The sequence below is a fragment of the Jezberella sp. genome, assembly GCF_964834465.1.
In genome coordinates this window covers 38,494-64,404 of record NZ_CBAZRM010000013.1, presented here as the reverse complement: position 1 = coordinate 64,404, position 25,911 = coordinate 38,494, and the positions used below count along the sequence as shown (strand labels likewise).

General features: G+C 52.7%; 28 protein-coding genes. 15 read left to right on the top strand and 13 right to left on the bottom strand.

Annotated elements, in window-relative coordinates:
- Positions 1-4 precede the first annotated feature (4 nt).
- Positions 5-1,000 carry an alpha/beta fold hydrolase gene (locus AC1W8Y_RS11425; protein WP_482014666.1) on the bottom strand — a complete coding sequence of 332 codons (996 nt, stop codon included), beginning with the start codon at positions 998-1,000 and terminating at the stop codon, positions 5-7.
- Positions 1,001-1,154: 154 nt separating this feature from the next.
- Between AC1W8Y_RS11425 and AC1W8Y_RS11420 the strand changes: the two genes are divergently transcribed.
- Both AC1W8Y_RS11420 and AC1W8Y_RS11415 read left to right on the top strand, forming a co-directional pair.
- Complete coding sequence (locus tag AC1W8Y_RS11420; protein WP_482014601.1) at positions 1,155-1,904, top strand: alpha/beta fold hydrolase; 750 nt, start codon at positions 1,155-1,157, stop codon at positions 1,902-1,904.
- 10 nt (positions 1,905-1,914) lie between these two features.
- On the top strand, positions 1,915-2,424 hold the full coding sequence (locus AC1W8Y_RS11415; protein WP_482014600.1) for an N-acetyltransferase family protein: 510 nt from the start codon (positions 1,915-1,917) through the stop codon (positions 2,422-2,424).
- Here AC1W8Y_RS11415 and AC1W8Y_RS11410 read toward each other — a convergent pair.
- On the bottom strand, positions 2,421-3,470 hold the full coding sequence (locus AC1W8Y_RS11410; protein WP_482014599.1) for an NAD(P)H-dependent flavin oxidoreductase: 1,050 nt from the start codon (positions 3,468-3,470) through the stop codon (positions 2,421-2,423). The genes AC1W8Y_RS11415 and AC1W8Y_RS11410 overlap by 4 nt on opposite strands.
- 185 nt (positions 3,471-3,655) lie before the next feature.
- Here AC1W8Y_RS11410 and AC1W8Y_RS11405 point away from each other — a divergent pair, with 185 nt between their 5' ends.
- From AC1W8Y_RS11405 to AC1W8Y_RS11385, 5 genes are all read left to right on the top strand, one after another.
- Positions 3,656-4,159 carry a hypothetical protein gene (locus tag AC1W8Y_RS11405; protein ID WP_482014598.1) on the top strand — a complete coding sequence of 168 codons (504 nt, stop codon included), beginning with the start codon at positions 3,656-3,658 and terminating at the stop codon, positions 4,157-4,159.
- Positions 4,156-5,520, top strand: a complete 1,365-nt coding sequence (locus tag AC1W8Y_RS11400; RefSeq protein WP_482014597.1) for an MATE family efflux transporter — start codon at positions 4,156-4,158, stop codon at positions 5,518-5,520. Before AC1W8Y_RS11405 ends, AC1W8Y_RS11400 begins: the two co-directional genes overlap by 4 nt.
- Positions 5,517-6,389 (top strand): DMT family transporter, encoded by an 873-nt coding sequence (locus tag AC1W8Y_RS11395; RefSeq protein ID WP_482014596.1) that lies wholly within the window; start codon positions 5,517-5,519, stop codon positions 6,387-6,389. Before AC1W8Y_RS11400 ends, AC1W8Y_RS11395 begins: the two co-directional genes overlap by 4 nt.
- A gap of 101 nt (positions 6,390-6,490) precedes the next feature.
- Positions 6,491-7,336 (top strand): methylated-DNA--[protein]-cysteine S-methyltransferase, encoded by an 846-nt coding sequence (locus AC1W8Y_RS11390; protein WP_482014595.1) that lies wholly within the window; start codon positions 6,491-6,493, stop codon positions 7,334-7,336.
- A gap of 134 nt (positions 7,337-7,470) precedes the next feature.
- Complete coding sequence (locus AC1W8Y_RS11385; protein ID WP_482014594.1) at positions 7,471-8,259, top strand: substrate-binding domain-containing protein; 789 nt, start codon at positions 7,471-7,473, stop codon at positions 8,257-8,259.
- A 59-nt stretch (positions 8,260-8,318) separates the two neighbouring features.
- On the opposite strand, the gene AC1W8Y_RS11380 is transcribed toward AC1W8Y_RS11385, so the two are convergent.
- Positions 8,319-9,095 (bottom strand): DODA-type extradiol aromatic ring-opening family dioxygenase, encoded by a 777-nt coding sequence (locus AC1W8Y_RS11380; protein WP_482014593.1) that lies wholly within the window; start codon positions 9,093-9,095, stop codon positions 8,319-8,321.
- Between the two features lie 83 nt (positions 9,096-9,178).
- Here AC1W8Y_RS11380 and AC1W8Y_RS11375 point away from each other — a divergent pair, with 83 nt between their 5' ends.
- From AC1W8Y_RS11375 to AC1W8Y_RS11360, 4 genes are read left to right on the top strand one after another with little or no spacing between them, the layout of a single operon-like run.
- The gene (locus AC1W8Y_RS11375; protein WP_482014592.1) at positions 9,179-9,412 is read left to right on the top strand and encodes a DUF2798 domain-containing protein; all 234 of its coding nucleotides are present in this window, start codon (positions 9,179-9,181) and stop codon (positions 9,410-9,412) included.
- 13 nt (positions 9,413-9,425) lie between these two features.
- Positions 9,426-10,061, top strand: a complete 636-nt coding sequence (locus AC1W8Y_RS11370; protein WP_482014591.1) for a DsbA family protein — start codon at positions 9,426-9,428, stop codon at positions 10,059-10,061.
- Positions 10,062-10,087: 26 nt separating this feature from the next.
- Positions 10,088-10,669, top strand: coding sequence for a peroxidase-related enzyme (locus AC1W8Y_RS11365; protein WP_482014590.1), 582 nt, complete (start codon positions 10,088-10,090; stop codon positions 10,667-10,669).
- Positions 10,670-10,705: 36 nt separating this feature from the next.
- Positions 10,706-11,473, top strand: coding sequence for a class II aldolase/adducin family protein (locus tag AC1W8Y_RS11360; RefSeq protein WP_482014589.1), 768 nt, complete (start codon positions 10,706-10,708; stop codon positions 11,471-11,473).
- Here the strand turns inward: AC1W8Y_RS11360 and AC1W8Y_RS11355 are convergent.
- Both AC1W8Y_RS11355 and AC1W8Y_RS11350 read right to left on the bottom strand, forming a co-directional pair.
- Positions 11,470-12,903 carry a high affinity choline transporter 1 gene (locus tag AC1W8Y_RS11355; protein WP_482014588.1) on the bottom strand — a complete coding sequence of 478 codons (1,434 nt, stop codon included), beginning with the start codon at positions 12,901-12,903 and terminating at the stop codon, positions 11,470-11,472. The genes AC1W8Y_RS11360 and AC1W8Y_RS11355 overlap by 4 nt on opposite strands.
- 72 nt (positions 12,904-12,975) lie before the next feature.
- Positions 12,976-13,476 (bottom strand): DUF1993 domain-containing protein, encoded by a 501-nt coding sequence (locus AC1W8Y_RS11350; RefSeq protein WP_482014587.1) that lies wholly within the window; start codon positions 13,474-13,476, stop codon positions 12,976-12,978.
- 72 nt (positions 13,477-13,548) lie between these two features.
- On the opposite strand from AC1W8Y_RS11350, the gene AC1W8Y_RS11345 reads away from it, so the two are divergent.
- Entirely contained in the window at positions 13,549-14,286 is a 738-nt protein-coding gene (locus tag AC1W8Y_RS11345; protein WP_482014586.1) for a queuosine precursor transporter, read from the top strand.
- Here AC1W8Y_RS11345 and AC1W8Y_RS11340 read toward each other — a convergent pair.
- Positions 14,276-15,523, bottom strand: a complete 1,248-nt coding sequence (locus tag AC1W8Y_RS11340; RefSeq protein ID WP_482014585.1) for a glutamate carboxypeptidase — start codon at positions 15,521-15,523, stop codon at positions 14,276-14,278. The two genes, AC1W8Y_RS11345 and AC1W8Y_RS11340, sit on opposite strands and share 11 nt — an antisense overlap.
- 87 nt (positions 15,524-15,610) lie before the next feature.
- On the opposite strand from AC1W8Y_RS11340, the gene AC1W8Y_RS11335 reads away from it, so the two are divergent.
- On the top strand, positions 15,611-16,765 hold the full coding sequence (locus AC1W8Y_RS11335) for an alpha-hydroxy acid oxidase (RefSeq protein ID WP_482014584.1): 1,155 nt from the start codon (positions 15,611-15,613) through the stop codon (positions 16,763-16,765).
- A gap of 8 nt (positions 16,766-16,773) precedes the next feature.
- On the opposite strand, the gene AC1W8Y_RS11330 is transcribed toward AC1W8Y_RS11335, so the two are convergent.
- On the bottom strand, positions 16,774-17,604 hold the full coding sequence (locus tag AC1W8Y_RS11330) for a phosphodiesterase (protein WP_482014583.1): 831 nt from the start codon (positions 17,602-17,604) through the stop codon (positions 16,774-16,776).
- 105 nt (positions 17,605-17,709) lie between these two features.
- Between AC1W8Y_RS11330 and AC1W8Y_RS11325 the strand changes: the two genes are divergently transcribed.
- Positions 17,710-19,275 (top strand): alkaline phosphatase D family protein, encoded by a 1,566-nt coding sequence (locus AC1W8Y_RS11325; protein WP_482014582.1) that lies wholly within the window; start codon positions 17,710-17,712, stop codon positions 19,273-19,275.
- Here the strand turns inward: AC1W8Y_RS11325 and AC1W8Y_RS11320 are convergent, their stop codons facing one another.
- The 6 genes from AC1W8Y_RS11320 to apaG form a co-directional block, all read right to left on the bottom strand.
- Entirely contained in the window at positions 19,276-20,355 is a 1,080-nt protein-coding gene (locus tag AC1W8Y_RS11320) for an AI-2E family transporter (RefSeq protein ID WP_482014665.1), read from the bottom strand. It lies immediately after the preceding gene.
- Positions 20,352-21,299, bottom strand: a complete 948-nt coding sequence (locus AC1W8Y_RS11315) for a D-2-hydroxyacid dehydrogenase family protein (RefSeq protein ID WP_482014581.1) — start codon at positions 21,297-21,299, stop codon at positions 20,352-20,354. The genes AC1W8Y_RS11320 and AC1W8Y_RS11315 overlap by 4 nt, the downstream gene beginning before the upstream one ends.
- A 63-nt stretch (positions 21,300-21,362) precedes the next feature.
- The gene (locus tag AC1W8Y_RS11310; protein WP_482014580.1) at positions 21,363-22,097 is read right to left on the bottom strand and encodes a DsbC family protein; all 735 of its coding nucleotides are present in this window, start codon (positions 22,095-22,097) and stop codon (positions 21,363-21,365) included.
- 29 nt (positions 22,098-22,126) lie between these two features.
- On the bottom strand, positions 22,127-23,293 hold the full coding sequence (locus AC1W8Y_RS11305) for an FAD-dependent monooxygenase (RefSeq protein ID WP_482014579.1): 1,167 nt from the start codon (positions 23,291-23,293) through the stop codon (positions 22,127-22,129).
- On the bottom strand, positions 23,290-24,600 hold the full coding sequence (gene mltA / locus AC1W8Y_RS11300) for a murein transglycosylase A (protein WP_482014578.1): 1,311 nt from the start codon (positions 24,598-24,600) through the stop codon (positions 23,290-23,292). The genes AC1W8Y_RS11305 and mltA overlap by 4 nt, the downstream gene beginning before the upstream one ends.
- A gap of 14 nt (positions 24,601-24,614) precedes the next feature.
- The gene (gene apaG / locus AC1W8Y_RS11295; protein WP_482014577.1) at positions 24,615-24,989 is read right to left on the bottom strand and encodes a Co2+/Mg2+ efflux protein ApaG; all 375 of its coding nucleotides are present in this window, start codon (positions 24,987-24,989) and stop codon (positions 24,615-24,617) included.
- Positions 24,990-25,057: 68 nt separating this feature from the next.
- Between apaG and rpe the strand changes: the two genes are divergently transcribed.
- On the top strand, positions 25,058-25,756 hold the full coding sequence (gene rpe, locus AC1W8Y_RS11290; RefSeq protein WP_482014576.1) for a ribulose-phosphate 3-epimerase: 699 nt from the start codon (positions 25,058-25,060) through the stop codon (positions 25,754-25,756).
- The last annotated feature ends 155 nt before the right edge of the window (positions 25,757-25,911 follow it).

Below are 25,911 nucleotides of genomic sequence, written 5' to 3'. Positions count from 1 at the left end.
TGGTTTATCGATGCGACCGGGTCATCGCGTCAAGTAACACTTTATTGAACATGTCGGGATCTTCGATTTGAGGCGCATGACCGAAACCGGGAAACTCAACGAGCGCACCTTTAGGAATCGTTTTAATCACTTGCTTGCCCAACTCGCTATAGCGCCCCAGTTTGGCTTTGACGTCTGGCGGCGCAATATCGCTACCAATCGCAGTGGTGTCTTTATCCCCAAGCATCAGGGTCGTGGGCACCATCAATTTCGAAAACTCATAGACGACTGGCTGAGTGAAAATCATGTCATAGATCAGCGCAGAATTTAAGGCAACGAGTTTATGCCCGGGGCCGCGGTTCAACCCTGCCAGCATCTCAACCCACTTGTCATATTCAGGCTTCCATCGTCCAACGTAATACACATTTTTCTCGTATTCTCGGATGCCTTGCGCTGACACCTTCAGTTCACGTTCAACCCACTGATCAACGGTACGACTCGGCACGCCGAGGGCTTTCCAATCTTCCAAGCCGATGGGGTTGACCATCAACAACTGTTCTGTGTCTCTTGGATACATCAGCGCAAAGCGCGCGGCCAACATACCGCCCGTCGAATGGCCTAAAACAATCACTCGTGAGGCTTCAATGCTCTGCAACAGTGCCATGGTGTTTGTAGCTAGCTGCTGAAAGCTGTACTGGTAATGGGCTGGTTTGGTGGACGCACAGAAACCGATCTGGTCTGGCACGACCACGCGATAACCGCTTTTGGATAAGGCGGCGATGGTGGTCTCCCAGGTCGCGCCGCAGAAATTCTTGCCATGCATCAGCACCACGGTGTGCCCATTGGGCTTACCTGCCGGATTAACATCCATGTACGCCATTTGCATTTGCTGGCCTTGCGATACAAACCGGTAGTGCTTCAATGGGTACGGATATTGAAAACCTTGCAATTCAATCCCATAGGTTCGCTCTTGCGCCATCACCGCCCCCCCCAGCTGAAGCAAGACAAAGCCCAAGCACATCAAAGTTTTACTCATCAACAAACGCATTGCAAAAAACTCCTGGATTAAAGTGGTGCTCGCACTGAGTGTGGCAATTTCTCGTATAGTCAGATGTGATAGCTGCACGATACTTAAAAGCCATCGTCTTGAAAACCTATTTACCGGAGCCAACACTATGCCGTTCTACGAGAAAGGGGCTGTCAGTATCCATTACGAAGAAGAAGGTGATGGCCCACCTTTGTTGATTATCCCTGGGGGCGGCTTAGACTCATCGCGAGCGTTCTTCTCAACGCTCTCTCCCTTTGACCCCATGCAGGCGTTTAAGGACAGTTACCGTTGTATCACCATGGATTTACGCACAGCGATCAGCGGTAAATCGAGCGGCCCGTTAGAAATTTCGCGCCCTTGGGATGCCTTTACCGATGATCAACTCAACTTAATGGACTATCTGGAGATAGAAAAGTTCCTGGTCATGGGATTTTGTATCGGCGGCCCATTTATCTGGAATTTGCTCAAGCGTGCCCCTGACCGTGTCATCGCGGCAGTGAGCGCACAACCCAGCGGTTGGCGCCACGAAAAGCCTCGTCTGGGATACGAAAGCAATATGGCGAAATGGGGTCCTGCCATTTGTGCCCAACGTCCCGAGTTAAATATGGCGATGATCGAAGCGTTTCTGGACAATATGTATTTGAAACGTGCTGACTTTGTTTACACCGTCGATCGCGACTTTGTTAGCCAATGCCAGACACCCGTCTTCGTGATGCCTGACGATAGTCCGCCGCACCCCTACGACATTGCGATGGAAGTGGTACGCTTGGCACCCAAAGCAGAGGTCAGCATTTACCCTTGGAAGACATCCCCAGCATTAATCCCGGTCGCCGTAGCACAAGCACGCGAATTTTTGGCACGCCAATCCAGCACTTAAAGAATCAGTTATGGAAATCAGAGACGCCTTACCCGCCGATGCAGGCAGCATTATGGCAATCTACAACGATGCGGTGATCAATACCACCGCCATCTGGAACGACATCACGGTCGACGCACCGAACCGAGTGAACTGGATGGCTGAGCGACAAAAGCTTGGCTATCCCGTGCTGGTGGCTGTCGATGCGCAAAACAACGTGCTCGGTTACGCCAGTTTTGGCGACTGGCGGGCATTCGACGGCTACAAGTACACCATCGAACACTCGGTGTACGTGCATAAGGACGCTCGTGGATCAGGGATAGGCAAACAACTGATGCAAGTGCTGATCCTCAGGGCAAAATCCCTTGGTAAGCATGTGATGGTTGCCGCGATCGAGGCAGGCAATGAGGCCTCGATTGAGTTGCACAAGAAAATCGGCTTTATCGAAGTCGGCATGATGCCCGAGGTGGGCGTCAAATTTGGCCGATGGCTTGACCTCGCCTTCTTGCAGCTCAAACTGAGTGACGCCCCCCCACCTTAAGCCACCCGAGAGATCGCCAGCTCTTCACCGAGCGATTGCATCAACTGAGCCGCCGACGTGGCTCTCGCTTTTTGATAGGCTTGGCCCACCCATAAGCTCTGATATTCGCCATCACTTTCCCGGGCAGCCCATTGCCGGATAGGCCCCGTCGCGGTGTTCTGAATTGGAAAAGGTAAATACGGTTGATCTTGCATTCGGCGGATGAATTCGTTATCGATGCCTTGGGCCCGTCTGCCAGAAAAGGCGCGCGTATAAGCGACAGCGCGCTTTGGTTGACGCAAAATCAGATCCTTGTGTGCTGCACTGGCACCCGATTCATCCACGCACAAAAACGCGCTACCCATTTGGACAGCCGTCGCACCACGCGCCAGCTTCGCCGCGATATCAGCACCTGTCATCACGGCACCAGCCGCGACAAGAGGTAAGCGGATATGCTGCACCAGTTCAGCCAGCAGGTCGTCGACGCTTAAATTCTGATCGCTACCGTCTGGGTCAAAAATACCTCGATGTCCGCCTGCTTCAATACCTTGCGCCACCACAAAATCAGCCCCCGCTTGCTCAACTAAAACAGCTTCATGGATTGACGTGGCGGTCATCCCGACACAAATACCCAGCGATTTGGCCTTCGCAACGATTTCAGGCCCGGGGATACCCAGATGAAACGTCACAATGGCTGGACGGTGATGCCAAACGGGCGCTAACTGGTCGGGTAGGTTCGGAAAAAAGGGGGCTTCGGGAACCTTCAATACTAAGTCTCGATCTGGCGCCACCGCTCTTAACGCTGCCAAGGCAGCCTGTTGCTCAGTATCCGACGGTAAATCAACCGTTTGAAACACAAAAAAATTCGCATTGATCGGGCCTGCTGTGATTGACTTGGTTGCTGCAAGATCCTCACTGATTTTCTGTGGTGTGCTGTAGGCAAAACCAAAACTCCCAACGCCACCAGCATTTGCCACAGCGGCTGCGAGTGCTGGGTTATTGATGCCTCCGGCCATCGGCGCCTGAATCACAGGTAGCCGCAATTGCGTGAAATTAAAGGCTGTCATTGTTTAAACCATGTCGTTATTGGTTGAGTGGCTTGTGCAACAGGTGGTGGATGCATGAGAAGACGCTGGCGAGCATCCCGCTGGCCTTACTTTAACAGGACTCCCTTTGCGCACACACAGATGTAGAATCTCTTTGTCGGATCGTAAAAAATTGGTTAGAAAAACACCTCACCGGAGATTTCACAATGGGCTTGACTCTCGAAGACTTTGCCGCGCAGTGTCGCGCGACGCTGAAGGCTCATCCAGGCTCGGTGGGGGTGACTCAAGTCGCGACCTTGTTGTCTGCAGCGCTCAAAGACGCCGCCTTCGTCAATGAATGTATCAGCGACCAAACCACCGAACGCGATGTCATTTATCAAGACCCCGAACTGGGCTTCTGTGTCGTGGCGCATCGCTATGAAGGCGCTAAAACAGCGCCACCCCACGATCACGAAAGCACTTGGGCTATTTACGGACAAGCCCGCGGTGAAACCGAAATGTTCGATTACGAGATCATCGAGCCGGCCACCTTCGATAAGCCTGGCAAAGCAAAAATGACGAAATCCTATGCCCTGACACCCGGGGTGGCACATGCTTATCAGATTGGCGATTTGCATTCCCCTAAACGCACGGGACCAACCGCACTGATTCGGCTAGAAGGCAAAAACCTCGCAGGCGTTAAACGCATGGCCTTTGACGTCGTCGCGTGACGCAGGCTCGTCGCGCCCGGCTTGAGGCCATGCTCTCGGGGCCCATCCTGCCCACCTTGATCGGATTGGCCTGGCCTAACGTGTTGATGATGATGGCTCAATCAAGTACAGGTTTGGTTGAGACTTGGTTCATTTCGCGCTTAGGGGTGAGCGCTTTAGCGGGTGCTGCAGTGGTGTTGCCAATCATCATGCTGATGCAAAGCATGTCGCAAGGGGCCATGGGTGGCGGCATTTCCTCGGCGATTGCCCGTGCGCTCGGCGCAAAAGATAACGAGCTCGCCAATGAGCTCGTGCTGCACGCGATTGTGCTCAACGGTGCTTTAGGGGTCTTCAGCTCAGCGGTGCTGTTAATGCTGCGTCAGCCACTTTTTCAATTGATGGGGGCAACCGGCGAGGCGCTAGAGCAAGCGATGGCCTATTCAAGCGTCGCCTTCACCGCCCTCGCGTTGATGTGGGTGATGAACGCATTAGCCAGTACGATTCGAGGTGGGGGCAACATGCTCGTCCCCGCGACGGTCAACTTAGTCGGTGCACTGTTGCTGGTGCCCATTTCACCGTGTTTGATTTTCGGTCTGGGGCCCTTTCCGACACTGGGCATCGCAGGTGCTGGCTGGGCATTGGTGCTGTATTACTTTACGGGTACCGTGATTTTTCTCTGGTACTGCACCTCTGGTCGCAGTCTGGCTCGACTGCAGGCTAGTCGGCTGAAGTGGTCCCCTCTGCGTAACATTTTGGTCGTTGGCGGGGTTGCCATGATCAACCCTCTCTTGACCAACGGTTTGATTGCGTCGACGACCGCGTTGGTCGGGGCATTCGCAGGGACTGCTGCGCTGGCAGGTTACGGCACAGCTGCCAGACTCGAATACTTTATCTTCCCCGTGGCCTTCGGTATCGGGGCACCACTGGTCGCGATGGTCGCCTCCAATTTAGGGGCTAAACAACCCGAAAGAGCCCTGCAAATTGCCCTGACTGGGGGTGCCCTATCGTTTGTACTTTCAGAGACCATCGGCCTGCTGGCGGCTATTTGGCCAGAAGCCTGGATGGGGCTATTCGGGGCAGAACCAGGCATGCTTACCGCAGGGGTGTCTTTCTTGCGGATCGTAGGGCCCTGCTTTGGTTTTTTCGGCATGGGGTTTTCGCTGTACTTTGCGTCGCAGGGGGCACAGAGACTATTCTGGCCCATTACTGCAGGGATACTGCGGCTTTTCATCACCGCCGTGATTGGTTGGTGGGTCTTGCAAAGGACACAGTCTTTGAACTGGTTTTTTGCTGCCGCTGCATTCGCCATGTTCACCTACGGGATGGTGGTTGCCATCGCCATCTACAGTCGAACGTGGTTTCAGCGCACAAGAATTCAATGACCCGCACGCAGGCATTACTGTCGATCCATACGGTTGCATTCTGTTTTGGCATGTGCGGCATTCTTGGCGAACTCATTGACGCCGATGCGACAACGATCACCTGGGCTCGCGCTTCATGTGCGGTTATTTTTTTGGCAATCGCGAGCCCAGTTGTCATGGGAAGCAATATTTTGACCCTGTCGAACCTAGCGACACATTGGCGACCCGTCCTGTTATCAGGCCTCTGCCTCACCATCCATTGGGCCACATTTTTTCAGTCGGTCAAGGTGGGAGGGATTGCGGTTGCCACCCTCGGTTTCGCCAGCTTTCCCGCCTTCATTACGCTGACCGAACGCTTTATTTTACGTGAACCGGTTGATCGGGCCGAATGGATTCGCCTTTTATTCGTGACCGCCGGACTAATACTGGTCACCCCATCCCTGACGCTGGCTGATCGGGCGACAGCGGGTTTATTGTGGGGTCTGTTGTCTGGGGCCACGTTTGCAATGCTGGCCGTCATTAACCGACACGCGCTCAATGAGGTAAACGCTTTCCAAGTCGCCGCCTGGCAAAACCTGCTAGTCGTCGCGTTGCTCAGTCTTTGGGCCATCCCTAACGTTGGCGGTATCAGTTTGTCGAGTTGGGCATGGATACTTGTTCTCGGTTTTGTGTGTACAGGGCTGGCGCATTTGCTGTTTATCCTAAGCTTGCGCGTGCTGCATGCGCGCACTGCGGGTCTCATCGTATCGCTTGAACCCGTTTACGCAATCGCCTTTGCTTGGGCACTGTTTAATCAAACACCTTCTTTGAGAACCCTACTGGGTGGGCTCATGATGATGGGTGCCATACTGAGTGCCAGCCTCGCTGTCCGGCAACAAGCGGCGTTGTGATCTGTATGAGGTCAACACTCAGCGCAAGAATCGGGTTTGATTGATGTTTTGCTTTGTTTATGCTGTCGGCATCACTGTCCCGATCTATTTAGGCACTCGCGATGACTGAGCTCACCCCCCTCTACCAGCATTATCAAATCGTAGAAAAGGCGATCCATTACATTCGACAACACGTTGACCGGCAACCCTCATTAGCCGATATCTCACAAGAAGTCGGCCTGAGCGAGTTTCACTTACAACGAGTGTTCACCCAATGGGCTGGGATTTCGCCGAAAAAATTTCTGCAATTTCTCACCAAAGAACAAGCCCTGCTGAACCTTCAATCCTCCAAAGACATCATGACTGCTGCTTGGGAAAGCGGCTTATCAGGCCCAGGGCGTTTGCACGACTTGATGATCATGACCGTCGCCATGACCCCTGGCGAAATCAAAGCACAGGGCAAAGACGTGCTGATTGAATATGGCTTTTATGCATCGCGCTTCGGGCTTGCCCTGATTGCCTGGACATCCCGTGGCATCTGTCATTTGGCCCTCAACGAGCAGCAAGACGACTCGCTGCGTGAGCTCATCCATCTTTGGCCACACGCCACCGTGACACGCAAGCAAGATCAAGCCTTACGCTTGGGACAAGATATCTTTGAGCCCTCCACCAAACAGAAAAAGGTCAAGGTCGTGCTCAAGGGCACCAACTTTCAACTGAAAGTATGGGAGGCCCTCATTAAAGCGCCGATCGCGTCGGTCATCTCATACAGCGATGTTGCGAACGCCATTGGACAACCAAAAGCGCAACGTGCTGTCGGTAGTGCGATTGCGAAGAACACGCTGGCTTATTTAATCCCTTGCCATCGAGTCATTCGCGAGTCGGGTGAATTTGGCAACTATCGCTGGGGGATAGACAAGAAAGCCGCTTTGCTGGCATGGGAGACCGCCCAGGCGCACCAAGCTTAGCTAACCGAGCCAGTGCCAGAGAACGACTGCTCAACGTCTGTTATAAATTACCCCGTGGCTTGACGTTTCGTCAAAAGCAAACGAAAACATCGACCCGCAGATTACTCTGGGTTATTAACGGTTGAGAGAATAATATGAAAAAGCCTTGCTCACGAAAGATCCTATTTAGCCTGATTTTTTCCCTCACGATTTTGGCGCCCGCGGCTTATGCAGCAGAAATCAAGGTGGTCAGCTCAGGTGGATTTGCCCAAGCCTACAAACAGCTCTCTGCAGACTTCGAGAAGCAAACCGGTAACAAGCTCGTATCAGGTTGGGGCCCATCGATGGGTACCACCAAAAATGCCATCCCCGTGCGTCTTGAACGAGGCGAAACGATTGATGTGGTCATCATGGTGGGTGGTTCGTTAGACGAGTTAATGAGTCAAGGCAAACTCGTGCCCGGCAGCAAAATTGTCTTAGCAAACTCGCCGATTGCGTGTGCGGTCAAAAAGGGGGCGGCCAAGCCGGACATCAGCACGGTGCAAAAACTGCGAGCTGCTTTTTTAAATGCAAAAACGATTGCGTACTCTGACAGTGCGAGCGGTGAATACATCAAGAAAGAACTGATGGATAAACTCGGTATCGCTGAGCAAATGAAAGATAAAGCGCGGCAAATCCCCGCCACACCCGTCGGTGAGATCGTTGCGAAAGGCGAAGCCGAAATTGGTTGCCAGCAACGCAGCGAACTGATGGCAGTCGGCGCTGGGATTGAACTGATCGGACTTCTGCCCGATGACGTGCAACTGGTCACACCTTTCTCGGCCGCTGTGGTTGCCAACACAAAAGTACCGGACCAAGCGAAAGCGCTGGTAGAGTTTCTAGGATCACCCAACAACGCGAAAAAGATTCTGGCGACGGGACTCGAACCCGTCCACACGAAATAGCAAAGCCAGCGACCAAGGGCGAGACTGATCGAGGACGGTTCGATCAGCGCTTGGGCTGACTATTGCCAGACGAAGGTATCCATCGACAGAAACCCGTACCTCACGCCACCCTCAAGGACTGAAAACATGTCATGAGCGTCATGCGCCCCCAGAGCGACCAATAACGGCAAGAAATGATCCTCGGTTGGATGGGCGCGCGCCGCGCAAGGGGCCAGCTCGCGATAATCGAGCACCTGATCCACCGCATTTTTACGTACCGCTTCACGAACCCAATCAACGAAGTCAGTGACATAGGGCTGTGGCTCGCGCAATCCCAACCGAAAGTCTGCGAGGTTATGGGTCAGCGAACCAGATCCAACAATCATGACCCCTTGCTCACGCAACGGCGCCAGCAGTTGGCCCATGCGATAGGCCTGCGCAGGGTTCAAGCTGCGAGGCATTGACACTTGAAACACGGGCAAACTCGCGTCTGGCGAGAGATAGGTCATCGGAACCCACGCACCGTGATCCAGACCACGGCTAGGATCCGGACGGCTAGGTATCCCGCCTTCGTTCAATAATTGCAGCGCTTTGAGTGCAAACGCTGGGGATCCCTGGGCGGGATATTGAATGTCATACAACGGCTTTGGGAAGCCATAAAAATCGTGAATAGTTGCCAAATTCGACCCTGTGGTGACCTCCACTTCGGTGGTCTCCCAGTGAGGTGACACCATTAAAACGGCGTTGACATCACTTAATTGACGACCAAAATGCGTCAGTAAAGGCCCCACGGCGCCGGGTTCTAATGCAAACGTCGGGGCGCCGTGAGAAACGAACAGGACTGGGGATTTGCTCATGATATGTACTCAGCAAGACAAAAAAATAAGATAGACTTTTAAATAAACTCAGTTACAGTAAGTCTAGTAGAGACAATACACCTATGTTCAAGTTACCGAGTTTTATTTTCGCGTCCGTGATGGGACTCTGGATGTCGATCACCGTCACCGTGGTGATTACTGTCTATCGCGTCGGCCTGCATCCCAACCTTTTTTGGATATGGTTTGAAGTCTGGTTGATTACCTATCCGCTGGCTGTCCTGTGTATCTTGCTCTACCGTCCTTCAGCGATGAAACTAACCAACTACGTCGTGAGCAAACTGACACCATCCGATTAAAGCCGGCAGCAACATGTTAATGAAAAAAGACGCCTACTTTTATTACGACATCATCTCTCCCTTCGCCTATCTGTTCATGAAGGCTTGCGCCAGTCTCGGCGATCGTGTCAATCTGATACCAAAGCCGATTTTTTTACCAGGTCTGTTACGCCTGCAAAACAATCGAGGGCCTGCCGAAATACCCGCAAAACGAGAACACCTCTACAAATTTTGCGTCTGGCGTGCAAAGCGTCTGGGGATCGCGTTTCAGTTTCCACCTAAGCATCCATTTTCGTCTGCAGCGATACAGCGTCTGTTGTTGCAACAGCAAGCAGATTGGCAGATGATCGAAAGGGCCTTCGACTTTGTGTTCTTAGATGGACGTGACCCAAACGCTGAGTGGCCCGCCTTTTGCGAACAGCTCGGCTTGCACGCTAACACCGAAAGCCCTCAGGATGAGGCCATCAAAGCGGCGCTCGCGGATGCCACGCAACAGGCGTCTGAGGCGGGCATCTTTGGGGTGCCAAGCGTGTGCATTGATGGTCACGTTTTTTGGGGGTTGGACACCATCGACTGGGTACATGAATACTTGGATGACCCAGACTTATTCAAAGACTCGGCCTACCAGCGAGCGGTACAAACCGAAAACCCTTTACTTTCGAAACGCTAAACAATAAGAACCACTGAGACATAACCATGATTGATCGATATGCTTTTCCTGATCTAAATGCTCTGCCCGATGACATTAAAGACCGTATTCTGGCTACGCAAGAAAAATCCGGCTTTGTGCCCAATGTTTTCTTAATGCTGGCCCGTCGGCCAGCTGAGTTCAGGGCTTTCTTTGCGTATCACGATGCCCTCATGGTCAAAGAGACCGGGTCGCTGACCAAAGGTGACCGAGAAATGATCGTGACTGCAACCAGCGCTGCTAACCAGTGCTTGTATTGCGTCGTCGCTCATGGGGCCTTGTTGCGGGTGTTCGAAAAGAAACCGCTGATTGCCGATCAGGTGTCGGTCAATTACCTTAAAGCCGATATCAGCGCTCGCCAAAAAGTCATGCTCGATTTTGCGCTCAAGGTTTGTCTGCGCGCCAACGAAGTCGCAGATGAGGATTTCGCCGTGTTGCACCAGCATGGTTTTGATGATGAAGATATCTGGGATATCGCCACGATTACCGCCTTCTTCGGCATGTCAAACCGGATCGCCAACTTCTCTAACATGATGCCCAATCCCGAATTTTATATGTTCGGTCGACTGCCACGAGAACCCAAAAAGTAACTAATATTCATTAAATTTCAAAAAAGGAGACTCAACATGTCAGCACGTCATTTAAAAATAGCCGGTCAGCCCGATCCTGTTTGGCAAGCCAAGGTGCATCTCGCCGCAGCATTGAGGCTTGCGGTCCGCGATGAACTCGAGGAAGGCATCGACAATCACTTCACCATGATGGTGCCCGGCTACACCGATCGTTTCATGATTTTGCCCTTTGGTTTTCATTGGTCGGAAGCCCGTGCCAGCGATATCCAGATTTTCAACGAGCAAGGTGAAGTCCTCGAAGGCGAGGGCAAGATTGAACGCTCTGCGCTGTGCATTCACGCACCCGTTCATCGCATTACCGGTGCCAAGGTGGTGTTGCATACCCATCAAACTTGGGCACTTGCCTTGAATATGCTCAAGGACAATCGAATTCTGCCAGCGAGTCAAACAGCGGCCTTTTTTACTGGCCGAACTGCCTACGATGACACCTATACGGGTCTGGCTGACACCATGAGCGAAGGCGAGCGACTGTGCGCACAGATTGGCGATAAAAAAATATTGTTCATGAAAAACCACGGTGTCATGGTCGTTGGTGATACGGTCGCCGAGGCCTATAAGCGCTTGTACAAGCTTGAGCGCGTTTGTCGTGCTCAGGTGCTCGCGATGAGTACAGGTCGCGAGATCGAAGTGCTTTCAGACGAGGTCGTCCACACCGTGAACAACCCCGCCCCGGGTAATAGCCACTCTACAGAAGAGCGTGATGAGCTTTTCTTTGCCGCCATGATGCGAGTGCTTGATCGCGAATCGCCAGGCTATGCGGATTAATGCTCACTGACGGCTTGGTCCGCGGGGATAAGATCCGCTTTTGGAATGTATCCCCCGACCAACATACCCACAAGGCTGGCCATTAACCCAGCCAGTTGCGGAGGGACGGCAGCGTCGGGGGCCGCCATCTCGCACACAATCCACACCACCAGCCCCCCCAGGACGGACAGCAAACCAGACAACGCGTTTGCACGCTTCCAGTAGACGCCAAAAGCCAAGGGCACGAACGCTGCCACCAGCGTGATTTTGTAAGCGCTCTCAACCATTTTAAAAATAGACAGCTGCGAATTGATGGCAAAGAAAGTGACAATCAAGGCGAAGCATAGCACCGTGATTCGCATCATTCTCAACAAATGTCGGTCGCTGAGGTTTTTAAACACCCCTTTTAGAATATTCTCGGAAAACGTCACAGAAGGCGCCAACAAGGTCGCACTGGCGCAGCTCTTAATCGCAGAGAGCAATGCCCCAAAAAACATCACCTGAGCAAATATCGGCGCGTGATCCAGCACCAGCCGCGGCAAAATCAACTGTGAATCGGTATCAATGTAACGCTTGACAAGGTCAGGGTCGATCAGCGTTGCTGAGTACGCCAAAAACAATGGCACGAAAGCAAAGATGAAATACATCACCCCGCCAAGCACCGCCGCTTGTACGGCGATATTGACATTTTTAGACGAGGTAATCCGCTGAAACACATCTTGTTGCGGGATGGATCCCAACATCATCGTGAACAGCGCGGCGATGAAGCCCAAGATTGATACCCAATCCATGTGCGGCCAAAAATTGAACTTACCAGACTGCGCCGCATGCGTGATCACAGCGGACACCCCTCCGGCAGATTGAGAGAACTCACCCCCGATATAAAGCATGCCGATGACGATAATAATCATCTGAAGAAAGTCGGTGATCGCCACCGATAACATACCGCCAAACAGGGTGTAAATCAGCACACTGCCCGCGCCGATGATCATGCCAGTTTCTTGCGAAATCGCCTCGTCTGATACCACGTTGAACACAAGGCCCAAAGCCTTAATCTGCGCGGCTACCCAGCCAAGGTAAGAAGCCACGATGCACAGCGTGATCAAAATTTCGACCACGCGACCGTAACGTTCGCGAAAATAATCACCGATCGTCAACATCTTGCGGTTGTACAGATGGCGGGCAAAAAAAACACCAACCAAAATCAAACACAGCGATGAGCCAAAGGGATCAGCGACGATCCCACCTAACCCTTCTTTAAGAAAGGTCGCAGGGATACCAAGGACGGTTTCAGAGCCAAACCAAGTCGCAAAGACAGTCGCAGTCACAATTGGCAGGGGTAGACGATGACCCGCAGCGGCAAAATCCGCCGTATTCTTGACGCCCATGGCGGCAACCAGGCCAATGGCAACCGAGACTACCCAATACCCAATGACGAACCAGAGAAGCATCTCTCACCCCAATTTTTGCGAAAAACCGTCAGGAATTTTTGGCAGATTATACGGGGCGAGAGCACACGACCCTTACGCCAGGAAGTCGCGTTTACCGATATCGACGCCGTTTTCGCGCAACAGGTTGTAGGCTGTTGTTACATGAAAGAAAATGTTCGGCAACATCCAATCAGTCAAATATGACTGGCCTGTGAATTCGAACTGATTGTCGCGAACCATAAACTTAATTTCGCGTGCCTCGCTGCCATCAATCTGTCCCGCTTGAATTGAATCAAGGAATTCGATGGTTTTGGCGATGCGAGCCTGCAATTCTGGAATCGTAGTTTCATTATCTTCATACTTCGGTGGCTCGATGCCTGCCAAACGAGCAACCCCACCTTTAGACATATCCGTGGCGATCTGTACTTGTTTGCCCAGAGGGAACATATCCGCCACAAGGCGCGATTGAACAAGGTTAGCCCCGTCAAAACCCTTCGTCTGCGCGTATGCCTCGCCTTTACCTAAGATCGCCGACAGGTTGGTCAACATTTTCTTGATCAAGGGTACGGATGCTTGGTACATTGAAATCGTCATATCAGTCTCACTAACGTGTTAAGTGCAAAAAATGGGTCGTGCGTCCCGATCATAACAGTGCAAAAAGAGAGCATGCAGCCACTCACCGACTCATCTAATCCGATTCAATTGCGTCGACAGCATCGCTATTACGATCTGCTAGTGGCAGCCTTCGTCACGGTATTGCTCTGCTCGAACGTCATTGGCGCAAGCAAAGCGGCTCAGATTGAACTGCCTTTTTTCGGCACCGTCGTTTTTGGGGCTGGGGTCTTGTTCTTTCCCATTTCTTACCTCTTTGGCGACATCATGACCGAGGTCTACGGCTATGCCTACGACAGACGCGCAGTCTGGTGCGGGTTTGCCGCACTGCTTTTTGCTGCAATCATGTCTTATATCGTGGTGAACCTGCGCCCAGCGCCTGGCGACTACAGCATGCACCTGCAAGAAGGCTTAGAAACCGTCTATGGCAATACTTGGCGAATCGTCGCGGGATCTATCATCGCGTTCTGGTCCGGTAGCCTCGTCAACAGCTTCGTTTTAGCCAAAATGAAGATCGCGTCGTCGGGACGCCATCTTTGGTTTCGTACCATCGGATCAACAGCAATTGGTGAAATGGTTGATTCAAGCTTCTTTTATATGCTTGCGTTCTACGGCATCTGGCCAACCTCGCTGGTCATCAAGGTGGCGGTCACACAGTATTTCTTAAAGACGGCCTGGGAGGTCATCGCGACCCCCCTCACGTATGTTGTCGTCAACTTCCTTAAACGCAAAGAGCAAGAAGACTATTACGATCGTGACACCAACTTCAATCCCTTCAAAGTCAAGGTTTAGAGATTGCTTCGATTAACCGTGTCGTGATGTAGAGACGTGGTTCAACGGAGGGCACCAAGATATATTCGGCGCTATTGCTGTGAGCCCCAAACCCTTGTGGACCAAAACTTTCAAGCACAGCGCCTTTAGCCTGCAGCGCGGCAAAGGCAGCATCGGTACCACCGCCGGTCGCCTGTTCGATGACCGTTAAGGGCCATTTAATCTCTTCTGCAATCGCTTGGGCTTGCTTAGCAACAGCTCTGGCGGCATCGGTGGGGCTCAACGGTGGACGAGTTCTGACAAAATTTAACGACACCTCGGTCTCGGGGATCAGTTTGTTTTTGATTCGCTCTCTCAACGTCGCCTCAAGATAATCAAAGTCTACCGTGCGTTCTGCGCGTGCATCCCCCGTGGCGCTTGCGTCGGGCGGGATCATGTTGGCAACACTACCGGCTTTGGCCAATGTCCAGTTGAACTTGAGTCCTTTCGCCGGATCAGATAAGTCTCGTGTTTGCAAGATCTGATGAGACAACTCATAGAGTGCGTTGCGACCAAAATCTGGGTTGGCCCCTGAATGAGAAGCTCGGCCTTTCACATTCATCGTCACACGAGCAATGCTTGAGGTCGCTAGCCGCACGTAGTCAGCTTTGGTGCCGCTTCCCTCGAACGACATCACCACGTCATTTTCTCGACCAAGCGCGGTGAAATAGTCATGTGATACCGGCGAGCCGATTTCCTCATCACCGTTAAACAGCACCGTCAATTCACCGAAACTATCGATCTTAAGTGCTTTGACCATTTCAAGCGTATGCAACACCATCGCGACACCGCCCTTGTCGTCAGCGATGCCTAACCCAAACGCTTTGTCGCCTTCGACGCGAAACGGTTGCTGCGCTAAATCACCCTTTTGATAGACAGTATCCATGTGAGCGATGAGCGCAACGTGCTTAGTGCCACGACCTTTGATGGTCGCTCGTACCATCGCGCCAGCCTTGCTGTCCGCCGGTGCCGCGATCACCTCAAAGGGGATATCGAGCGCTTTGAGCTTGTCTTCAATAACGCCTCTGACTTTGAGCAACCCCTCTAAATCGCGGCTACCTGACTCAACAGACACCAGGGCCTTGAGGGTCGCGAGATACTTTGGTACTTGTTGTTTAGCCATTTCAGCGACCGCTTCAGACTTGGTCGCAGCGGTTACGGCGGTCTGAGACAAAGCCAACGTCGATCCGAGTACCGTCGCCATTAAAAATCGCTTCATGGGCGCATCCTTAGGTAATTTTTGTTAATTTTTGCTAATCTCTGCTCAACATCATAATGTAATGATTCGCTGGAGACCACAAAAACCATGGCTGTCATCACCAACATCGAAGACCTGCGCATCTTGGCTCAAAAGCGCGTGCCGCGCATGTTTTACGACTATGCAGACTCTGGCTCTTGGACAGAAAGCACCTACCGTGCCAATGAAGGCGATTTTCAAACGATCAAGTTGCGCCAGAGAATTCTTCACAACATGGAGAATCGGACAACGGCCACCACCATGATAGGGCAAAAGACGGCCATGCCACTGGCCATTGCACCAACGGGGCTGACGGGCATGCAGCACGCCGACGGTGAAATCCTGGCGGCGCGCGCTGCCCGGGATTTTGGCATCCCCTTCACGTTGTCGACCATGAGCATTTGCTCAATTGAAGATGTCCAGAAAGGGACGGATGGCCATCCCTTCTGGTTTCAACTCTATGTGATGAAAGATCGCGATTTCATCGAACGTTTGATTGATCGCGCCAAAGCGGCGAACTGTTCGGCGCTGGTGTTGACCTTAGATTTGCAAATTTTGGGACAACGCCACAAAGACCTGAAAAACGGGTTGAGTGCCCCGCCTAAGCTGACCATCGCCAACATGATCAACATCGCAACGAAACCGCGCTGGGCGTTGGGCATGCTGGGTACCCCTCGCCGCCAGTTTGGCAATATCGTCGGTCACGTTAAGGGGGTCAGCGATATGAGCAAGTTAAGTGAGTGGACAGCCTCGCAATTTGACCCCGCGCTGGATTGGAGTGATGTTGAGTGGGTCAAAAAGCGTTGGGGTGGCAAACTGATCTTGAAAGGTATTCAAGATGTTGAGGATGCCAAGCTAGCCGTCAATAGCGGCGCAGACGCTTTGATCGTCAGCAACCACGGGGGCCGTCAGTTAGATGGTGCAGAATCCAGCATCCGCAGTTTGCCCGCCATCGTTGAGGCGGTTGGCGGCCAAATTGAGGTGCACATGGATGGTGGGATTCGTAGCGGGCAAGACATCCTCAAGGCACGTGCCTTGGGTGCCCAAGGCTGCTACATCGGTCGTGCCTTCCTATACGGCTTGGGCGCCATGGGTGGTCAAGGGGTCACCAAAGTACTTGAGATTTTGCACAAAGAACTCGACCTGACCATGGCTTTTTGCGGCCACACCAATATCGAAAACGTTGATAAGGGCATCCTGCTCCCCGGTACCTTCCCCGTTTAGTTTGCCACTCAATCGATCAGCGCCCCCTCCATATGAAAGGGATAGGGCCCTTCGTACTGGCCCGTACAGATTGTATGGGTGACCAAGCGACCCGAGTCGCTGTCCCAAGCATGTACGCGATAGCCTGGCGGTTCGAGTGACCAGGCAGGCTCTGCCGCTCGATCTAAGTCGAGGCAAATCTGGTGGGCGGGCGATGGTGTGGTGCTCGCCACGGTACCGCCAAACCTTACGTCAATTGCGCGATGCAAATGACCGCAAATGATGCGCTCAATGTTAGCGTGACGCCTAACAATCGCTTCGAGCGCTTCTGCCCCTTCAAGTAAACCAATCTTATCCATGTGCCCTATCAGGGTCTTAAATGGTGGATGATGCATGGCAATCACGACCGGTTCATGGGTGTACTCGTTCAGCGTTTTTTCAAGCCAGTTCAGTCTCTCAGCGCATAGCTCGCCGTGACTTTGGCCCGCTACGACGGTATCCAGCGCGATCAAGCGAATGGCACCAAGCTTGACGGTGTATTGAATATACCCATCCACACCCAGGTAGGTATGCTCTGGAAACCGCAACCGTAGCTGCTCTCTATCGTCATGGTTACCAGGCAGTAAATACACTTGACTCTGCAACGGCGCCAAGAGACTTCCTAAATAGTCATACTCAGCGGCACGACCAAAATCCGTTAGATCCCCCGTCATCACCACCGCCTGCGGTTGTTGTGGCAATCGTCCCACGGACTCGACGGCTTGACGAAGATAGGCCGCGGTATCCAACCGGTTATAGGCGCGACGCCCAGGTTCGCGAATGTGGGTATCTGAAATCTGAACAAATAGTTGAGTCGTCATGGGTTGTTCTCGCCTGGTTATACAGGCCGAGTATAACGAGCTGATGTCACACGAAAGAATTAGAATCAGGTGATATTCAAGAGCCGACCCATCAAAGGATTCCACATGCTTACTCGTCGTTCATTGCTTCAAGGGGCTCTCGCCAGTGCTGCGGTAGTGGGTTTAACAAGGCAAGGTTGGGGTCAACAAGTTTGGCAAAAAAATCCGTTTTCGATGGGTGTGGCATCAGGGTCGCCTGACAGTTCATCCGTGGTGTTATGGACTCGACTTGACCCAATGGCGCTTGACGCCGCAGGTCTTGTGGATAAACCCATCGACGTTGTCTGGCAAATGGCACACGACGAACAATTTACCCGTGTCGTCGCCAAAGGCGTCGTCGTCGCTGAACCCGCCTTTGGCCACGCGGTACACGCAGAAGTGGGCGGGCTTGAGTCTGCTCGCCAATATTTTTATCGTTTCATGACCGGTGACGCGATCACCTCAACTGGCCGAACACGAACCTTCCCGAAACCAGATGCTGCAGTAGATCGTCTGAGACTATCCTTCGCATCCTGTCAGCGCTGGGGCGATGGTTATTACAGTGCTTATCATCACCTGGCCAAAGAAGATCTGGATTTTGTCTTTTTTCTGGGAGACTATATTTACGAGTACCCTGCGTCAATCCCACCTATCCGAGAGACAACCGGCGGGTGGGTCAATACGTTGCAGGACTATCGAGCGCGCTACGCGTTGCATAAATCGGATCCAAATCTTCAAGCAGCGCATGCCGCCTTCCCCTGGATGATGATCTGGGATGATCACGAGGTACAAAATGATTACGCGGGTGAAATTCAAGGGCATTCAGGTGCACCCGTGACAGACTTCCCCGCAAGGCGACTTGCCGCCTATCAGGCGTATTACGAAAACATGCCGGTGCGGCGAGCAAGTTTTGCAAAACTACTCACGCAGCAGAGTCATCAAGCTCGTCTATTTGACCGGATCGCCTACGGGCGCCTAGCGAATCTGTTTAGTCTAGATGACAGGCAGTATCGTGATCGCCAAGTTTGCAATCGCGACAACAGTTTTGGATCAGGCATGATTGAAGCCAGCAAATGTCCCGTCTGGACAGACCCCAGCCGCACTTTGCTGGGTTTTGATCAAGAGGCTTGGCTTAAAACACAGTTTTCTAACAGCAAAACTCAGTGGAATGTCATTGCGCAACAAACGCTTTTTGGCACACGCGTCAGTGAAGTTAAAGGCGTTGAAAAATTATGGAATGATGGTTGGGATGGCTATGACTCAGCGCGCCAACGCATGATTGGATCTATGGTGGAGACGAAGCTGACTAACCCCATCATGGTTGGTGGTGATGTACACGAGAACTGGGTCGGTCATATCAAAGCTGATTACAACGACCCTAAAAGTGCCATTATCGGTGCTGAGTTCTGTGGCACCAGCATCACGTCTAAACCGGGCACAACGCAAGAACAAGCAAATCAAGCGCTCGTGCGAAACCCCCATTTCGTTTACGCAAACACAGAATACCGAGGATACGGCGTCATGGACTTCACCCTTAAGGGGGTCACCACCACCTTGCACGGTGTGAAAGATATCAGCCGCCAGAACTCAGACAGGCTGACTCTGGCAAAGTTCTATGTCGCCAGCGGCCACTCAGCGATTCAGACACTTTAATTAATCTGGTAATTTTGGGGGAGCTTGCTCTCTAATCTCTAGCACCCACTCGCGCCAAATTGCCACCAGCAAGGCCATCAAGACGGGGCCAATAAACAGCCCCACAACACCGAGCGTTTTAAGTCCACCAATCAAACCAAAAAACGTCGGCAAAAAGGGAAGCTTCACCGGCCCGCCCACCAGTTTAGGTCTGATCGTTTTATCCACAATAAACAATTCGATCGTGCCCCACGCAAAGAGCCCGATGCCGGCGACGACGTGCCCCGATCCCACCAGAAAGAGAGAAGCCAGCGTAAAGCAAAGTGGGGCCCCACCTGGCACCATCGCCATAAAACCAGTAACCACGCCTAACAAGACATGTGACGGCACACCGGCTATCCAATAGGCCACCCCAAGTACAAACCCTTCACCAATAGCAATCAACCCCATGCCTGTGACGGTCGAACTAATCGTATTGGGCACCACTCGTGAAAAGCGATGCCACCGGTCCGGCAAAATCCGATTTCCAATGAGGTCGAGCTGACCAACGATTCGAGTGCCATCGCGATAGACAAAGAGCAAAGTGATTAGCAAAAACAATAGCGCTAGGCTACTTTGAAATAAGTCTCCGGACGCCGAAAGTACTACTCGATAGATATTGCCAAGATGCTCGCCACTGAAGGTCTCGATCAAAGCACTTAACGCTCGGGGTTCAGAAAGGTAGTCTATCCAGTAGCCCGCCAACTTGTCTCCGACGAATGGCAGGGCCTGAATCCAATCAGGCACACCCATCCCGCCTTTATTCGCAGCGATCAACCAGACAAAGACATTTCGAGCTTCTTTGATCGAATAGGACAGCGCAAAACCGATGGGAACAATCAAGACAAGAACAATGAAAGCCAAGGCAGTGCTAGCTGCCAGTGTATTTTTGTTTCCACAGATCTTGAACCATCGTTGATACAGAGGCCAGCTGGCAAAGCCGATAATTAGCGCAGCCAGTACAGGGACGAGAAAACCTCTGAAAAAATAACCAGCAATTGCCAATAACAAAATCAATAAAATTCTGGCCACAAGGTGCACGGGTAAGATAGGTTGCATCAGGTCAGTACTCTAATAGGATGACCCGCCACCCAAGCGTTGATGGCGGCAATGACGTTAGGGTAGTAATTGGCAAAATTCTCAGGTGTAGCGTAACCAAGATGAGGCGTCAGTATCGTTCTCGGTACCCGACGCCAGGGATCATCCTCAGGCAATGGTTCAGTCTCAAACACATCCAATCCTGCACCACCAATTTTGCCTTGCTCGAGCGCTTGTTTCAAGGCGGTCAAATCGACCAACCCTGCACGCGAAGTGTTAATCAAAAAAGCCGTCGACTTCATCGATGCGATAGCGCTCGAATCAACAATACCGCGAGTACGTGCGCTCAGTACCAGGTGGACGCTCACAGCATCTGAGGTACTAAACAACGCTTCCTTGGTCACCATGCGAACGCCAGCCTCAGCAGCACGCTCTTCGGTGAGGTTGGGGCTCCAGGCGACGACATCCATACCAAAAGCCAGGCCCACCTTGCCCATTCGCTGACCGAGATTGCCCACGCCCAGTAAGCCAAGCCGTTTGCCACCGAGCGTTGGTGGCATTTGAGTTTGCCACAATCCCGTCTGCATATTGACGTACTCTTGAGGAATCCGCTTAAACAACCCCAACAACAACGCCCACGCTAACTCAGTGGTCGCACCACTGCTTTGCGGGTCACCGGGCGCGCCAGCGACGACAATCCCTCGTTGTCGGCAAGCATCGAGGTCGATCGAATTATTGCGAGCCCCCGTGGTGATTAACAACTTCAATCGTGGCAGCGCGTCAATGACGGTAGCAGGAAAAGCCGAGCGCTCGCGCATGGCAACGATCACATCGAAGGGTTGTAGCGTCTCAACCAGTGCAGACGGTTGAATATACCGATCAAAGAACTGTGTCTCAGCGTCGAGCGACGCCCAGTCAGCCAGCCCTTGCGCCACGCTCAAATAGTCATCCAATATGGCGATCCGCATGCTTATCTCCTCTTTACCTGCTAACTGTTGTTATTTCATTGCCCTGAGGGAGAAAGACAGGCTCTATTTCAAACGCTTTTCAAATTCATCCATCGGAATAGCGCCGCCGACTCGTCCACCATCGGCAAATAGGATCCCTGGGGTACCACGTATCATCAGCTTCTTGCCAAGCGCGAGCATTTGATCAACCGGTACCTTGCACTTTCCTTTGGTCGGTTTCAATCCCTTCAGCATCCATTCTTCCCAGGCGGCAGCGGGATCGGCACTACACCAGATGTCCTTGACCTTCTGGGTCGAATCTTCTGACAAAATGGGATAGGGGAAGGTATAGACGGTCACGTTATCAATCCCGTTGATCGCTTGACGCAGCTGTTTGCAATAGCCGCAATTTGGGTCTTCGAAGATCGCAACTTTGCGTGTTCCTTGGCCATGGACCTGTTTGATCGCTAACTCAAGCGGTAATTGATCGAAGGGGATTTGGGACAACACGTCCAAGCGCTCTTTGGTGATGTCACGGCGCGTTTTGGCATCAATCAACGTGCCATCCAAGACAAAACTGACTTGCTCGTCGGTGTAGACGATATCCATGCCAAGCTGCACTTCGAACAACCCATAGGGCGTCGGTCGAACCGCCGTGATCGCGGTTTTATCGAATCGCTCAAGAAAGCGCTTTTGCACCGAGCGCACTTTCTCGTCCATATTATCGCCCGCAGCGATCCCTGCCGTCGGGATCACTGCCAAGACGGACAGCACCAAGCCGAGAAGACTTGCTGGGACACTTAACCAACGCTTAGTCATATACTGGAACCCCTCTGGGTATCGAAAGCTCAACCGGACGCGCCTGAGACGATCTGCCGTTTAATAAATGGTAACTTGTTGACGAGGTCCATGCCAACATTGCGAATCCACGAAACGGGTCGTGAGCGATCAACGAATAAGCGATGCAATCCGTCAGTGGCCAATCGCATGGCCATCAGGTGCTCTGCGCGTGCGCGGCGATAACGTCGCAACACCATCGGATCGCCTGCCGACAAAAACGGCTCTCGATCGCAAACCACGGCAGCGAGTGCTTTCACATCGCCGATTCCCAGGTTCAGGCCCTGACCTGCGAGCGGATGGATGCGATGCGCCGCATCGCCAACCAACGCAACGCTGTTACCGATCATAGGCGATTTACTCATGACCAGCGCAAACCCCCGTACATCGCCGTTGAGGGTCAACTCACCAAGGCGACCTTGCGTCGCCAGCGCCAGACCGTTTCTAAGGTAAGTCGCCTGATCCGCAACCGGCAAGCCCAAAAGACTGGCCGCCAGATCGTCCCGCAATGACCAAACCATGGATACTTGGTGCCCCGCTTGAGTCGTTGGCAACGGCAACAACGCCAGTACACCTTCAGGACGAAACCATTGAAACGCCGCATTGAGGTGCGGAAGTTCACTTGTCAAGTGAGCGATCACGCCCGTGTGACCATAGGGATGATCTTCACTCGATAGTTGTGCCGCTTGCCGCACAGGCGAATGAGCCCCATCTGCACCGACTAATAGTGCCGCGTCAACCGTGGTCCCTGTTTCGGTGGTTACTGTGTTGGACAAGACAGACGCAAACTTATCGTTCACCCAAGGCACACCGACAATCTGCACGGCCTGTGTCAACGCCCGTTCGAGTTCTGTGGATTCTACAATCCAGGCCATTTCACTGCGAGCATCTTGCCAAGCGCTTAAGTCAACTCGTCCCCCCGCATCGCCATAAACTTCCATGGCTTGCACGCGAGTCAATCGTGATTCAGGCAACAAGGGCCAGATCCCGATCGCGTTCAGAAACTGTTGACTCGCTGGGGATATGGCATATACCCGAGGACAAAAGACGTCTGCCTGTGACGCAGCAATTTCGCGTTTTGGTCCGAGCAAGGTCACTGCTTGACCCCGGCGAGCCAAGGTTAATGCCAGCGCCATGCCTACAATACCAGTGCCACAGACAACAATAGGCGACTTCATCTTGCGCTTGGTGCCCCGGCGGATTTAGGCCATAACAGCCACATTTGGCCTGATTGCTTCATCCGGCCAGCCATTGCACCGGCCTCATCACCAGAGCCCCAATAGAAGTCGGCTCGTGCCGCGCCTTTGATCGCGGTTCCGGTATCCTGAGCAAACACTAATCGGTTCAGTGTTTGCGGCGATGCTGGATAAGTGGTTGCTAAATAGGCAAGCGATCCCAGGGGAGTAAAGCTAGTATCTACGGCTATCGACCGTTGTGCCGATAGGGCAATCCCTTCAGCCCCCTTGGGGCCTCTTTCAGGATCAGTAATCACCTCTTCTCTGAAAAACACCAGCGCAGGGTTGGCGTTGAGCATCTCATTGACTCGTGTCGGGTGACGCTTGGCCCAATCGCGGATGTTCTGCATCGACGTCTGCGCCAGTGGCAACTCACCTTGATCGGCTAGCCATTTACCGATAGATACGTAAGGGTGACCGTTGTGATCTGCATAGGCAACTCTGAGCGTTTGCCCAGCGCCTGGGCCTTCTGCCAACAGCACACGACCAGACCCTTGCACCTGCAGAAAGAAATTATCAACGGGGTCGTTTAACCAGACAATCGCAGGCGGCTTATTCGGATGTGCCTCAAAAGCAGCCCGCGAGTCATACGGCACGACTCGATTGCCTTCAACCTTGCCTCGCACGCGTTTGCCAGCGAGCTCTGGATAGACTTTACCCAGGTCGATGGTCAGTAAATCAGCGGGCACCGTGTAGAGCGGCCACAGGTAGACCCCGCCCTTATTGCGAGACCCTTTAACCAGTGGCTCGTAGTAACCAGTCACCGTATTACTTGCCGGTTTGCCGTCTGCGCCTTGAATGCGCCACGGTTGAAGCCACGTCTGTAAAAAGGCTCTTACCGCCACGGAATTGTCAGCGGCAGGCGCCTTACTCGCGTCTGCCGCCGCCGCACAGACGGGTTGCCAAGCACGCGGTGCGGCGCGCGCAGGGCCGGCCAGATTACCGCTGGTCGGTCTGACCAAACCGCGACAGTTACGAATAAAAATCGACCAGACATTTTTCAAATCATCTGACGCCCAACCAGGCAAGTCTGTCCAGCCTACCGATACATACTTACCCGACAATGGCCTGACGGCCGTGTCTGGCAGGGCAGATAAGGGTGGCACCACCAGCGGGCCCTCCTCAGCGGGCAGCGCAATCTCGGGCGATACGCTCGAACTCACGGGGGGCTGACCCGTCGAACACGCCGCCAACAAGAGACAAAGCAACGCAACGACCAAAAAGCGAGCGAATTGACAGGAAGCAAACATACGTTTCGCCGTGGTTAGTGAAGGGTACGTGGCATGGCTAAAACAAACTCGGGTATCGAGACTTCAAACGGAATGCCATTTTCACCCACACAGTGATAAGTGCCGCGCATGGTACCCACCGGTGTCCCTAAAGGACAACCACTCGTGTATTCGAAAGTTTCACCAGCGGGGATAAGCGGTTGCTGACCCACAACGCCAAGGCCTCTGACCTCTTGCTCGACCTGATCACCATCGGTGATGACCCAATGACGGCTAATGACCTGTGCAGGTCGCTCGCCCACGTTCGTGATGCGAACGGTATACGCAAAAACAAACTGCCGCTTTGCGGGATCGGATTGCTCAGGCAAAAAGCGAGGCTCAACGGCAACTGAGAGTTCGTAAGGTTTCACACAAAGTCCAAATTTAAAAACAAAATCACTGCAATAATAGAGCTAACCTACTGAGGCAAACGCTCATCATGCCAGAAACTAAATCATTGCCCCCAGCACGCATCGCCCCCAGCATTTTATCTGCCGACTTTGCTCGTTTAGGCGAAGAAGTTAAAAATGTACTGGCCGCTGGGGCCGACTGGATTCATTTTGACGTCATGGACAACCATTATGTTCCCAATTTGACCATAGGGCCTATGGTTTGTGAGGCTATTCGGCCGTTCGTCGATGGGCCGATTGACGTCCATCTGATGGTCGAACCGGTTGACGCCATCGTCCCGATGTTTGCAAAAGCGGGGGCCAACATCATCACTTTTCATCCAGAAGCGTCAAAACATGTCGACAGGACGCTTGCTCTCATCCGCGAACACGGGTGTCAGGCTGGCTTGGTTCTGAACCCAGCGACTTCGTTGAACTATCTTGATCATGTGATGGACAAAATCGATATTGTGCTGCTGATGTCAGTCAACCCTGGCTTTGGCGGCCAGCGTTTTATCCCGCAGACATTGAAAAAGCTGAGAGCCGTCAGAACGCGCATCGATGAACATGTCGCACGAGGCGGTCAGCCCATTGCCCTCGAGGTGGATGGTGGGGTCAAGATAGATAACATTCGTGAAATCAGGCAAGCAGGTGCAGATGCTTTTGTTGCAGGCTCTGCCATTTTTAGTCAGCCGGATTACGCCGCCGTGATCAAACAGATGCGCGAACAAATCGCATTGGCGGGTTAACCCTAGCACTCACTGACGGTGCACGCCAAGTCATGACGTGCAAGACCACGAACTGAATGCTATATTAGGTCTACGTAAGCCATGCAGCTGGGTATTCTCACTTGCATCGACCAAGAGATTTTTAAAATGAAGATGACCCCTTATACGATTTCAGC